Source organism: Acinetobacter sp. YH12105 (genome assembly GCF_013419095.1).
GTDB classification, from domain to species: Bacteria; Pseudomonadota; Gammaproteobacteria; order Pseudomonadales; family Moraxellaceae; genus Acinetobacter; species Acinetobacter pseudolwoffii.
The window spans coordinates 242,553-255,131 of the sequence record NZ_VPAU01000002.1 but is presented as its reverse complement, the minus strand read 5'-3'; the positions used below and the strand labels follow the sequence as shown (position 1 = coordinate 255,131).

Genomic DNA, 12,579 nt, shown 5'->3' with positions numbered 1-12,579 from the left:
AAAGCAAACAAGAGATCAAAATGCCGAATAACGAGTCAAATACGACCATTCCTCAGGAACCAGCTGCAAAAAAATCTTTGATGAAAGGCAATACGCCCTTGGTCATTGGTGCGGCTGTATTGATCTTGAGTAGTGGTGTGCTCGGATATACCGTAGGACACCGTCAGGGTTTGACTGCGGCGGGTTATGATGCAGATGCAGAGCAACTGGTCGATGTGGTACAGACACAAAAAGCCAGTCTGGAAACATTAAATAAGAATCTGAATACTGCGGTTCAGGAGCGTGATCTGGCGGTGAGTAATGCCAATGATCTCTATCTGGCCATGACCAAGGCGCGTGATGAACAGGTGCAGGCTGAAAGTGTCGGAACCATTTATCGCGAGGTCTTACGTCAGCGTGGCGGTTTGGCTTTGGCCGTGCAAAACCTGTCGATTAAGCCTTTGCCTGAAAATGCCTTTGAATATCAGATTGATCTGGTTCAAGTTAGTCCGGGCAAAAGTCGTGCCTCAGGGAGTGTTGAATTACGCTTGATTAAAGGGACTGAAATTCTGGTGGTGCCACTGGAAGATAAAAACTTTAATTTTGAAAATTATGAGCGTTTAACCGGTCGCTGGAGCATGCCAAAAGGCTTTAAGCCAGAATTTATTGAGATACGTCTCAGCGGTGCCAAACCGGTGATCCGTCGTTTTAGCTGGGAACAGGGCAAAGCAGTTGAAAATCAGTCTGCCGCCTTGTCAGAAATTCCGAAAACCGAAGCAAATGCAAATTAAGTGTGAAATATAAATCTTATGCCAAGCAATAAACGTCAAATGTGTTTAAGTGATATCAAAAATTCTTTTTATGAATCTGGAATTGTTGATTGGCATATCAGCCCGCGTTTAGCAAATAAACCTCTGGAAGGTGATGATTCTGACCTTGCTGTGCAGACTGCACCGCCAGAACTGAAACGTCCGCCCTTATATGCTGTCGTTTTAATGAACGACAACTATACCCCGATGGAATTTGTAATTGAAATTTTACAACAATACTTTGCAATGAATCTTGACCAAGCTACACAAGTAATGCTAACTGTACATTATGAAGGAAAGGGTGTAGCTGGGGTCTATCCTCGAGACATTGCGGAAACCAAAGCGAACCAAGTCAATAATTATGCTCGATCACAAGGTCATCCATTACTTTGCCAAATAGAGCCTAAAGATTAAGGGGGTTACATGCTCAGTCGTCAATTAGAAGTATCACTACGTTTGGCTGTCAGCATGGCTCGTCAAAAGAGACATGAGTTCCTGACCGTAGAACATTTATTATTAGCCTTGCTTGACAATGACTCTGCCGTAAATGCGCTTAAAGCATGTGGCGCAGACATTATCGTGTTGCGCAAGGAATTAGAAGAATACGTAGAACAGCATACCCCTAAGCTTGGTGAAAATAGTGATCAGGCACCACACCCAACAGAAAGTTTTGACCGGATCTTGCAGCGCGCGATTTTTCACGTGCAATCTAGCGGTGGTGATCGGACTGTAGAAGGTGCTGATATTCTGGTTGCGATGTATTCTGAGCGTGACTCATTTGCCGTCTATCTATTGAAACGTCATCAAATTAATCGCCTTACGCTAACTCAGTACCTGTCTCATGGTACGCGTAAAGAAGAAGTACAGGGTGAAGAAGAAATTGAAGACCTCGATGGTGAGTCTGCATCTTCAGCCAGTTCAGGTCCGCTTGAACTGTATACGACTAATCTCAATATCGAAGCGCAAAAGGGCAAGACCGATCCACTGATTGGTCGTGAAAAAGAAATTGAACGTGCCGCTCAAATTCTGTGCCGCCGCCGTAAAAATAACCCACTTCTTGTCGGTGATCCGGGGGTCGGTAAAACCTCGATTGCAGAAGGTTTGGCATGGTTGATCGTTAATGGTAAAGCGCCAAAACCACTCGAAAATGCTGAAATTTTCAGTCTGGATATTGGAGCATTAGTTGCCGGAACAAAATACCGTGGTGACTTTGAAAAACGCTTGAAACAGCTTTTAAATGCGCTGAAAAAGAAACCTGAAGCTGTGCTGTTTATTGATGAAATTCACATGATTATTGGTGCAGGCTCCAGTATGGGCAGCACCATGGATGCATCGAATCTGATCAAGCCTGCATTGGCCAATGGCACTTTACGTTGCATTGGTTCAACCACTTTTCAGGAATACCGTCAGGTCTTTGAGAAAGATCATGCTTTGTCACGCCGTTTCCAGAAAATCGATGTGAATGAGCCATCTATTTCTGAAACCATTGATATCCTACGTGGCCTGAAATCCAAGTTTGAAGATTTCCATCATGTGCAATATGACGATCAGGCATTGGTATCTGCGGTTGAACTTTCTGCGAAGTTCATCAATGACCGTTTCTTGCCAGATAAAGCCATTGACGTGATTGATGAAGCAGGTGCGCAGCGCCGTTTAAAAGCTGAACAAGATGACAGTTTGATCACGGTAGAAAACATCGAAGATATCGTGTCAAAAATTGCGCGTATACCACCAAAAACTGTCTCTAAAGATGACAAGAGCGTACTGGAAAATCTTGAGCGCGATCTGAAACGGGTGGTCTTTGGTCAGGATGAAGCGATCGAAGCTTTAGCGTCTGCCATTAAACTGTCTCGTGCTGGTTTGAAATCTCCAGATAAACCTGTGGGCAGCTTTGTTTTTGCTGGCCCAACCGGTGTCGGTAAAACTGAAGTGACCAAGCAGCTGGCTAAGCAGATGGGCGTAGAGCTGGTTCGCTTTGATATGTCCGAGTACATGGAACGCCACGCGGTGTCGCGTTTAATCGGTGCACCTCCGGGCTATGTCGGTTTTGATCAGGGTGGTTTGTTGACTGATGCGATTCACAAAAATCCACATTGCGTGCTATTGCTTGATGAGATCGAAAAAGCGCATCCAGATGTCTTTAACCTGTTATTGCAGATTATGGATCATGGTTCCTTGACTGACAATAACGGACGTAAATCGGATTTCCGTAATGTTGTCCTAGTCCTCACCACCAATATTGGTGCTGAAAGTATTTCACGTATTAGCATTGGCTTTATGGAACAGGACAATAGCAACGATAACCAGGAAGCGATGAAGAAAGCCTTCTCTCCGGAATTCCGTAACCGTCTTGACGGCGTGATTCAGTTCAAGGCATTGCCAAGCAGCATCATTGAAAATGTCGTGGATAAATTCCTGACCGAACTTCAAGCGCAACTTGATGATAAGAAAGTCATGCTGGAAGTGGATCAGAGTGCGCGTGAATGGATGTCAGAGCAAGGCTATGACCGTTTAATGGGCGCACGCCCAATGCAGCGTCTGATTCAGGAACACCTGAAAAAACCATTGGCAGAAATGATCCTGTTTGGTGAACTGGCTGAAAATGGCGGTAATGTTGCAGTGTCGGTGAAGAAAGAAAATGGTAAAGCTGTTGGCTTAAAACTTGAAGTCTTTGAAGACCAGACTGCTGAACCTGCTTAATCAATATGAAAAAATAAAACCCGTGCAAGCACGGGTTTTTTCATGCACTCATATTTTAAATCATCAAATTCATTCATACAGTTCAAAAGACAAATCATGGATATTCAAATTACCAAGCTGCTCACCACTTTTTGCCTGTTTCTGGTCACGGCATTGATGGAAATTTTAGGCTGTTATTTTCCCTACCTGATTTTAAATCAGGGGAGAAGTCACTGGTTGTGGATTCCGACAGCTCTGGCTTTGGCGGCTTTTGTCTGGCTACTCACCTTGCATCCGGCTGCTTCTGGACGGATTTATGCCGCTTATGGTGGCATCTATATTTTTTCGGCGCTAATGTGGTTGCGCTTCGTTGATCAAGTCACACTGTCACGTTGGGATTTGCTTGGCGGGATGGTGGTAATACTGGGGGCACTGATTATAATTCTACAGCCGCAAGGTTTGGTGCGTTAGCAGGATATAACAGCAAACCTCATCAAAAAGAGGTAGCTATAGCGACCTCTTTGTTTTCTTGATGTTTTAATCCTGAATAAAAGCCAATATCTTATTTCTTTAGACTATTTCAATTTGCAATCTTTCTGGGAAATATCAGTTTTATAGGTTTGTGTTTGCGAGCTCAGGCTGAGCTCGACCTTGTATGGGTTTTCAATCTGATAGCGATGCTCAAAGAAAATCTCGCAATTATTGAGCAGATTATTCCGGATCATTTTCATCACTTCTTTGCGGCCCAGATCTTTTTCAAATTGGCTAAAATCCGGTGTGGTGATTAAACCTTTCAATGTGGTTTTATTGGCACTTAATTGTAATTGTTCAATAATTGTATTCTGATCGATCTGTAAAGGTAAAGTTCTGGAATCTTCTGCACTGAGTACCGCGAGTAATTCATTCAGTTCAGCTTTTTTCTGAATTTTAAATTTGCTGTCAATAATATTTTTTTCCTGAAGATATTGATCAAATTCAGAAGCATGAACGGAGAAGGTCGCACTGCTAAAACCTGCCAATAGTGCCAAGGCCCAATATTTATTTTGCATTGTATAACATCACTTTTTATTCCATTTCAATCATGATTATAAGAGCTGAGACAAAAAAAGCACCAGAGATTGGTGCTTAATTTGTGAAGATTCAGCTTTTAATTTAGTCTTTTTTCAGATTTTCATTAATCAGGAATTCAACCAGAGCTTTTTGCGCGTGCAAGCGATTTTCAGCTTCATCCCAAACCACGGCATTTTTATGGTCAAGCAAGTTTTCTGAAATTTCTTCGCCGCGGTGCGCAGGTAAGCAGTGCATAAACAAACAATCCGGATGCGCAAGATCCATCAGGCGTTCATTCACTTGATAGTCTGCAAAGGCTTTCTCACGGATTTTTTGTTCTTCTTCCTGGCCCATGCTTGCCCAAACGTCAGTCACAATCAGGTCAGCATTCACGGCTGCATCTTCCGCGGTATCGACCAGTTCAACACAATGCGCAAATTCAGACAGGAATTTTTCTTGTGGTTCATAACCTTTTGGCGCTGCAATTTTCAGATTAAAGCCCCACATGTGTGCTGCTTCAATATATGAATTACACATGTTGTTGCCATCACCGATCCAGGCAACAGTTTTACCTTCGATTGAGCCGCGTTGCTCTACATAGGTCTGCATGTCAGCAAGTAACTGGCAAGGATGGTGATCATCTGTTAAAGCATTAATCACAGGAACTTTTGAATAAGATGCAAAACGTTCCACGATATCATGACCGAAAGTACGGATCATCACGATATCTAGCATGCTTGAAATCACGCGTGCAGAATCTTCAATCGGTTCACCGCGGCCTAACTGGGTATCGCGAGAAGACAGGAAAATTGCGCTACCACCAAATTGGCTCATGCCAGCTTCAAACGAAACACGCGTACGGGTACTCGATTTCTCAAAAATCATGCCCATCACTTTACCAACAAATGGTTGGAACACTTCATTGTTATGCTGTTTGCGCTTAAGCTCAATTGCGCGTTGCAAAATCTGGTTAAGTTCTAAAGTTGATAAATCGCGTAAGGTGAGAAAGTGACGGAGAGCCATTCGTTACTCCACAATAATTGCCGAAAAACTCGATCAACAATCAGTTGTTGGTTAGTTTAAGAAAAAATACGGAATCGGCTAATATACTATAAGCAATGAAAAATGCAAAAAAACTAGACTTTTTGATGACCGTCTAAAAAGCGATCCACACAATAACTGATGTATTTGTCGATTTCCTGATCATCTTCTTGTATGGAAATTCCCATCAGGATGCGCCATTCCAGATTACGCAAAATACCAAAATATAGCTGAGCCGAATATTGCGGATTTTCACAATGCAATAAGCCTTGTGCATCTGCCTGTTCTAATGCAGTGGCAATCGCACTCTGGACATGTACAGGACCGTGTTCATGAATATGCTGAGCCAGTTCTGGATTACGCTGACTCTGTTCCAGAACCAGACGCATGAAGGCCGAGTTTTCAGGTTGCATGATCTGATGATAAAAATTCAGCAAGGTGTGAACCAGATAACTACGAAAATCCAGTGCCATCAGTTCGATCGGAATGCTGATATCTTCAAAAAACTTGATACGACGATAATCACAGATGGCTTTAAACAAGCCTTCTTTATTGCCAAAGTACTTATAAATGGAGGCTTTGGAGCCACCTGCATGCTGAACAATATCATCGAGAGACACAGCATCATAACCCCGTTCCAGAAACAGCTCGGTTGCACTGTTCAGCAGCGCAATACAGCGCTCATGACCACGTTTGGTCTGCGGCAGGTCTTTGGCGAGCGGTTCTAGGACGAGGTCTTGCATAGGAGATAATACATCAACATGTCAATAAAGATTGAAATGCCATCATAGCAAATATATGTACATATTTCATAATTGCACCGCATAAGCGCAGTATTTGCCGGATTAGGTAAAGTAAAACTTAAAAATTTGACTAAAGTTTTAGAGTATTTGTTCTATCAGATTGTGGAATGAGCAAGCCAAATGAGTATACTCGAGTTTCAATAATTATAGCCAAGACTGTGGAAAAGGAAGATGACAGAACAAATGTCTGCAGGTCTAAGATTTAGACAAGCACTTGAAGTCGAGAAACCATTGCAAATTATGGGTACGGTAAATGCCTATGCTGCCATGATGGCCAAACAAGTCGGTTATAAAGCCATTTATTTATCAGGTGCGGGTGTCGCGAATTATTCTTATGGTTTGCCTGACCTGGGCATGACCAGTCTGGATAATGTTCTGGAAGATGTACGCAGGATTACAGAACGTGTTGATACACCTTTATTGGTCGATATCGATACCGGTTGGGGCGGTGCATTAAATATTGCTCGCACGATCAAACAGATGATTGCAGCTGGTGCAGCCGCGGTGCATATTGAAGATCAGGTGGCACAAAAGCGTTGTGGTCATCGTCCAAATAAAGAAATCGTGTCACAGCAGGAAATGGTCGATCGTATTAAAGCGGCGGTCGATGCGAAAACCGATGCAAACTTTGTGGTCATGGCGCGTACCGATGCGCTACAAAAAGAAGGCCTGCAAGCGGTGATTGATCGTGCTTGTGCCTGTGTTGAAGCGGGTGCAGATGCAATTTTTGCCGAAGCGATGACCGATATCACCATGTATCGCACCGTATGCGATGCAGTTGGTGTGCCAGTCTTGGCAAATATTACCGAATTTGGTGATACACCGTATTATACGGTAAATGAGTTGGCAGAGCAGGGTATTGGCATGGTGCTGTATCCATTATCAGCGACACGTGCCATGCAAAAGGCAGCCCTTGAAGTGATGCGTTCGGTGCGTGAACACGGCACTCAGGTGAATGTGCTGGATATTATGCAGCAACGCAAAGAACTCTACGAATTTTTAGATTATCACAGCTTCGAAGACACATTAGATAAACTGTTTAAACAGGAGAATTAAAAAAATGGCTGAAGGAAAAGTACTCACCGGCGCAGGATTGCGTGGACAAGTGGCAGGGAAAACTTCACTCTCAACTGTAGGCAAAAGTGGCGCAGGTCTGACCTATCGCGGTTATGACGTACAGGATCTGGCTGAACATTGTCAGTTTGAAGAAGTGGCTTATCTGATTTTCTTTGGCGAACTGCCAACTTCAGAGCAGTTAGTTGCCTATAAAGCCAAATTAAAATCTTTGCGCACGCTACCTCAAGCCTTAAAAGAAGTGCTAGAACGGATTCCTGCCGATTCTCATCCGATGGATGTGATGCGTACTGGCGTATCGATGCTGGGCAATCTTGAAACTGAACTGTCTTTTGAACAGCAACAGAATATTGCAGACCGTATTCTTGCCACTTTACCGGCAATTATCTGTTACTGGTATCGTTATAGCCATGACGGCGTGCGTATTGAAGAAAATACCGATGATGATTCAATCGGTGCACAGTTCCTGCATTTATTACGTGGCGAAAAGCCAAATGAACTGCATGAACAGGTGATGAATGTCTCTTTGATTCTATATGCAGAGCATGAATTTAATGCTTCGACCTTTACGGCGCGTGTATGTGCATCGACTTTATCTGACATGCATTCTTGTATTACCGGCGCAATCGGCTCCTTGCGTGGCCCTCTACATGGCGGTGCTAACGAAGCTGCAATGGATATGATCGAAAACTGGACCTCGCCTGAAGAAGCTGAACGTGAAATGCTGGGCATGTTGGAACGTAAAGAAAAAATTATGGGCTTCGGTCATGCGATTTATAAAGACAATGATCCGCGTAATGGCATCATCAAAATCTGGTCTGAGCGTTTAGCCAAAGATGTCGGTGATACGGTACTTTATCCGGTCTCAGTGCGCTGCGAAGAAGTGATGTGGCGTGAGAAGAAATTATTCTGTAATGCCGATTTCTTCCATGCTTCGGCTTATCACTTTATGGGCATTCCAACCAAGCTGTTTACCCCGATTTTTGTCATGTCACGTGTCACAGGCTGGGCAGCACATGTGATGGAACAGCGTGCAGACAACCGTATTATCCGTCCAAGCGCGGATTATACTGGGCCGGAACTGCGTAAAGTAGTACCGATCGCCGAGCGTTCTACAGCGGCTTAATATTTATTAATATCTTGAATAAAAAATAAGGTCTCAATCGAGACCTTATTTTTTATCGACTTAACAGGACTGGATCTTCAATGCTATAGCCTGTTTCAAAAGGAATCCCCAAATACTTGACTGTCACCAGCGTTTTATTCTGTTTAGGAACTTTATAGGCCTGGCTAATTTTTAGACCTTGCTGATAACTGACCGCTTGATGGGTCGGACTTTTTTGTGAGCCAGATTTGACTTGATATTGATAAGTCCATTTTGGCACTTTTTCTTGTGGATCGTACCAGGCAGCTGCCGTCCCTGTTGTGGTTTTTAAAATTTTAAGTTGTGGCTTTGAACTTTGAATCGGACTCAGTGGAACTAAACGCTTTTTGATTTTGGCAATGTCCTGATCAAACTTGCGACTGTCTTGGTCATAATCAATACGTTTGGTTTTTGGATTGATATATAAGGAGTTGACCTGAATCAACTGATTCGGTTTTGCGGATTTAAAATTATAATAATACAGCTGTGGCAAGCGCCCACGACCATCAAGGTAATGACGCATGACATAGAGCTTTTGCTCTTTGACTTCATAGCCTAGAATTTCAATATTTTGTGGGCCACCGACCGTAGCAAAAGCCAGACTGGGCAAGCCAAGAGGGAGCAGAAACAGCGCAGTTTTAATATTCATGGTTATTCTACCCGCAAAAAATAGATTAGCATTTGATCATGCTAATCTATCTTAAAATACAGTAGAAATAATGAAGCTTGTTGCGGCGTAATTATAAAACTAGATTAATGATTGAGTAGATTAATCATATCGTGTGCAACCACGGCAGACAGTTTATTCAGACGTTCGAGTGGAGTACCTTTCAAATAATACTGGAATTGATGCACTTGAGTACCATCATTAATTGCTACAAAAAAAGTCCCTTCCGGTTTCTCTGGTGTCGCACTACCACCGGGTTTAAGCAAACCTGTACAGGCAATAATCCAGTCTGCATCCCGGAACATCTTTTTACCCGCTTCTGCCAAGGCAACAGTAACTGGCATGGATTCGGCAGTGTAACTATTGATCAAAGTCTGGGGAATGTTTAATACCGAAGTTTTTACACCAACATCGTAGCAGACCAATCCGCCAGCCAGAATTTCGGCGCCGTCACTTTTACAGATGGAAAACTGGCTACATAGATATCCAGAGCTCGCACTTTCAATAAAGGCAATTTTTATATTTTTCTCTTCGAGTAAGTTGCAACAGGTCTTTATCATAGTCTCTATATTTTCTTTATGATCCGAGTGGTTTTAGCTTAATTTAGACAGATTTTTTCTGTCGTTCAACTCCGAGTATATTTATATTTTTATGAAAGTTAAAATTTTTCATGGATTAGTACAATTTGATACTGATTTGATCACAAAACCTGAGTGGTTAAAGCTTAGACTATTTTTTCAAATAGAGGTTTCTTCTCAAGCTGAACAGTGGTAAAAATAAAAATAAAAATAAAGTGCTTAGTGAAAGTAGGGCGTTAGAATGAAAACCACAGTAAAATATGTAGTCTTAAAAAGTCTTGACTACCAATTGGGTACACCATTATTTCAGGAAGAAATTGATGCTGATGGTCAATATTTTGATCAGATTCCAAGCACGATTTCTTATCAGAATTTACAGTTCAAAGTAAAAAGCAAAGAGCTTAAACGTTTACATCTGGCTGAAGAGCAGGAAGATACCCAAACGATTATTGTTAAAGTTGTGAATATCTAAGATAAACCTTAAAGTGAATAAGCCTCTTTTTTTAAGAGGCTTATTATTTGGCTAACATTAAGTTAATAAAAGCTTTTTAAAAATAAAAAATTACCAAAATTAATGTCAGTCTGATTGATAAATATCTTTTATTAAAGTCAAGATAAATTGGAAACAACTTAGTCGTTATACGTGATTCAATGTTACGTATCGTATATTCGTTTATTAAAAAACTGTTTAGAAAAATTACCTTTTGCATGTTTTATTCCATTTTTAAAAATATTAATACTTAGGCTGAGTTATTGAATTTAATCATAAATATCATGAGCATAGATTTTTAATATATTTTACTTGATAATATATTGTTATTTTTTAAAATATTTTAAATGTCTTTTTTATATATTTTACTCAGGTTAAGTTATTCCTTTTATTGAATAATAAAAATTTCGAAACATATTATCTTTCATCATGTGTCTATTTTATTGGATAAAGTAATTTATGTTGCTTATTAATCTTGATTTCAACTACTTGGCTTACCATTTTTTACATTGAATTAATCTGTAACAGGTTATAGGTTGGAGAATTCTGAAAAATGCATAGAGTAGATATTAAGTCGAAACTCTATCGGCTTTTAATTAATTTAAAGCAAATAGTAAGGAGTTACACCATGGCTAATAATCAACAGCAAGACCAACAGAAACAGCAACAACAGCAAAACCAACAAGGCACGCAAGATCAACAGCGTCAGCAAAACAACCAGCAAAACCCAAACCAGCAACAAAATAACCAGCAGCAACAACAGCCGCAGGGACAAAATAACCAACAACAGCGCGATCAGCAGCAACAACAGCAGCCACAGCGTAATCAGCAAAAAAACCAGCAATCTCAACAAGATCTGGAATAATCAACAGAACTAGCAGCCATAATAGAATTAACTAGCAGCGTGGGTATGATTCATAAGATCTGCCAAAACTGTAGCGTTAATTCTGTTTAAGCTGTACGTTCATAAAAAAACCGCCTGAATCAGGCGGTTTTTTTAGGGTAAAAATTTGGTTATAGACGTTAATCAGTATGAATTAACACTGGATATTGGCTTTCTGCTTATAAAAGCTTAAGGCATTGTCTAAATCTGTAAGCAGTCCTTTTTCTGTATATTCCTGAGGCATAAGTTTTAATAAAGCCGGCATATAACGAGTTTTATATTCTTTAGGATATTGTTCACAGAGTATGCGTGTTCTTTCTTCTGGACTAATACTGGAAGAATCTAGTTTGTCCAGATAAGCACTGAGTTGATTATCTGATTGTTCAAATTGGGCTTTGAGGACTGGATCAGGTTCCGCTGAACTGTCGGCTTGCTGCTTTTGGCAGCCACTTATTGTCAGACTTATCAATAAAGTAATCAGTATACGATTTATCATGATGTCAAAATCTTGTTATTTATCATATCAAAAATTATAGAGAGAAATAGCCAAAAAGAAAGCAGTCATCTACCGACTTTAGAAGAAGTCAAAAATTCCTGATATTCACATACAGTACAGCAACAGGGAATTTTATCCTAAAAAATGAACAAATTTATTGTTATGCATCTTGATCTAAAGTGTCCATCTGTTTTCTCTTAAGCATAAAATTTAACGAATAAAATATATTTTGCCTAAATTAAAGCCATTCAATTAAGAAAAGTAACGCTTATTGCACATTTAGAAACATAGCCTCTATATATCACACACAGATTGACTGCTGGGCCAGTGATATCTTGGCTTCATTCCAAGAACTTAATGAAAATAATTAGAAAATCAGCACATTATAAAGCCTGCTTAATTTAGGAGAGTTAAGCAGGCTTTTTCTTGTTTATAAACACGGATTGCTCAATGAGAGCTTTTTATTTTAATTATTCTCTTTCACATAAGTTTTCATATACAACATAAAGCCTGAAAATTCTCTCAAGAGTGAAACATGAATAGATGGTATTTATTATCTCTTTTTATAAAAAGACAGGGCAAAGCTATGATGAGATGTATATGTGCATTTGGCATGGGCGTGATGGTAGGTTGTTGTTTTAAATCTTGCAAAGAAAAAATGTGTCATATGATGGGCAATGATCATTGTAAGAAGGATCAAAAGACTAAAAGTGAAGAGCCTGCACGAACTTAAATGCCAGAAATTTAACTTTGCTTGAATTGCGAAAGGCATTCAGGCGGTTAAGTTATTACTCAGGTCGTGATCCGATTATTCCGTATCGAGTTATTGAGTCTTAAAATCAATACAAGCTTAATCACTGATTAAGCTTGTTACACTCAGGAGAAA

At 40.6% G+C, this 12,579-nt stretch carries 14 protein-coding genes; 8 read left to right on the top strand and 6 right to left on the bottom strand.

Annotated elements, in window-relative coordinates; all coding sequences use genetic code 11:
• Nucleotides 1–20: 20 nt before the first annotated feature.
• From FTU44_RS03140 to FTU44_RS03125, 4 genes are all read left to right on the top strand, one after another.
• Nucleotides 21–770 (top strand): DUF6776 family protein, encoded by a 750-nt coding sequence (locus FTU44_RS03140; RefSeq protein WP_180049476.1) that lies wholly within the window; start codon nucleotides 21–23, stop codon nucleotides 768–770.
• A gap of 18 nt (nucleotides 771–788) precedes the next feature.
• Entirely contained in the window at nucleotides 789–1,202 is a 414-nt protein-coding gene (gene clpS, locus FTU44_RS03135; RefSeq protein WP_180049474.1) for an ATP-dependent Clp protease adapter ClpS, read from the top strand.
• Between the two features lie 9 nt (nucleotides 1,203–1,211).
• Entirely contained in the window at nucleotides 1,212–3,488 is a 2,277-nt protein-coding gene (gene clpA, locus FTU44_RS03130; RefSeq protein ID WP_005171089.1) for an ATP-dependent Clp protease ATP-binding subunit ClpA, read from the top strand.
• 96 nt (nucleotides 3,489–3,584) lie between these two features.
• Nucleotides 3,585–3,938 (top strand): YnfA family protein, encoded by a 354-nt coding sequence (locus FTU44_RS03125; protein WP_005096798.1) that lies wholly within the window; start codon nucleotides 3,585–3,587, stop codon nucleotides 3,936–3,938.
• A gap of 104 nt (nucleotides 3,939–4,042) precedes the next feature.
• Here the strand turns inward: FTU44_RS03125 and FTU44_RS03120 are convergent, their stop codons facing one another.
• The 3 genes from FTU44_RS03120 to FTU44_RS03110 all read right to left on the bottom strand — a co-directional run bounded on the left by FTU44_RS03120 (nucleotide 4,043) and on the right by FTU44_RS03110 (nucleotide 6,301).
• Nucleotides 4,043–4,516 carry a hypothetical protein gene (locus FTU44_RS03120; protein WP_005171087.1) on the bottom strand — a complete coding sequence of 158 codons (474 nt, stop codon included), beginning with the start codon at nucleotides 4,514–4,516 and terminating at the stop codon, nucleotides 4,043–4,045.
• Nucleotides 4,517–4,619: 103 nt separating this feature from the next.
• On the bottom strand, nucleotides 4,620–5,540 hold the full coding sequence (gene argF / locus FTU44_RS03115; RefSeq protein ID WP_005171086.1) for an ornithine carbamoyltransferase: 921 nt from the start codon (nucleotides 5,538–5,540) through the stop codon (nucleotides 4,620–4,622).
• Nucleotides 5,541–5,653: 113 nt separating this feature from the next.
• Nucleotides 5,654–6,301 (bottom strand): TetR/AcrR family transcriptional regulator, encoded by a 648-nt coding sequence (locus FTU44_RS03110; protein WP_005171084.1) that lies wholly within the window; start codon nucleotides 6,299–6,301, stop codon nucleotides 5,654–5,656.
• 231 nt (nucleotides 6,302–6,532) lie between these two features.
• On the opposite strand from FTU44_RS03110, the gene prpB reads away from it, so the two are divergent.
• Nucleotides 6,533–7,417, top strand: coding sequence for a methylisocitrate lyase (gene prpB / locus FTU44_RS03105; protein ID WP_005096803.1), 885 nt, complete (start codon nucleotides 6,533–6,535; stop codon nucleotides 7,415–7,417).
• 4 nt (nucleotides 7,418–7,421) lie between these two features.
• Nucleotides 7,422–8,561, top strand: coding sequence for a 2-methylcitrate synthase (prpC, locus tag FTU44_RS03100; protein WP_180049472.1), 1,140 nt, complete (start codon nucleotides 7,422–7,424; stop codon nucleotides 8,559–8,561).
• Nucleotides 8,562–8,613: 52 nt separating this feature from the next.
• Here prpC and FTU44_RS03095 read toward each other — a convergent pair whose 3' ends face one another.
• A complete protein-coding gene (locus FTU44_RS03095) occupies nucleotides 8,614–9,234 on the bottom strand; it encodes an aminotransferase (protein WP_220387178.1) in 621 nt (206 codons plus the stop codon).
• 98 nt (nucleotides 9,235–9,332) lie between these two features.
• The gene (locus FTU44_RS03090) at nucleotides 9,333–9,806 is read right to left on the bottom strand and encodes a CinA family protein (RefSeq protein ID WP_005171076.1); all 474 of its coding nucleotides are present in this window, start codon (nucleotides 9,804–9,806) and stop codon (nucleotides 9,333–9,335) included.
• Nucleotides 9,807–10,065: 259 nt separating this feature from the next.
• Here FTU44_RS03090 and FTU44_RS03085 point away from each other — a divergent pair, with 259 nt between their 5' ends.
• Both FTU44_RS03085 and FTU44_RS03080 read left to right on the top strand, forming a co-directional pair.
• A complete protein-coding gene (locus FTU44_RS03085) occupies nucleotides 10,066–10,296 on the top strand; it encodes a hypothetical protein (RefSeq protein ID WP_004280185.1) in 231 nt (76 codons plus the stop codon).
• Between the two features lie 646 nt (nucleotides 10,297–10,942).
• A complete protein-coding gene (locus FTU44_RS03080; protein WP_005096808.1) occupies nucleotides 10,943–11,179 on the top strand; it encodes a hypothetical protein in 237 nt (78 codons plus the stop codon).
• Between the two features lie 172 nt (nucleotides 11,180–11,351).
• On the opposite strand, the gene FTU44_RS03075 is transcribed toward FTU44_RS03080, so the two are convergent.
• Complete coding sequence (locus FTU44_RS03075) at nucleotides 11,352–11,693, bottom strand: hypothetical protein (RefSeq protein WP_159138137.1); 342 nt, start codon at nucleotides 11,691–11,693, stop codon at nucleotides 11,352–11,354.
• Nucleotides 11,694–12,579 lie beyond the last annotated feature (886 nt).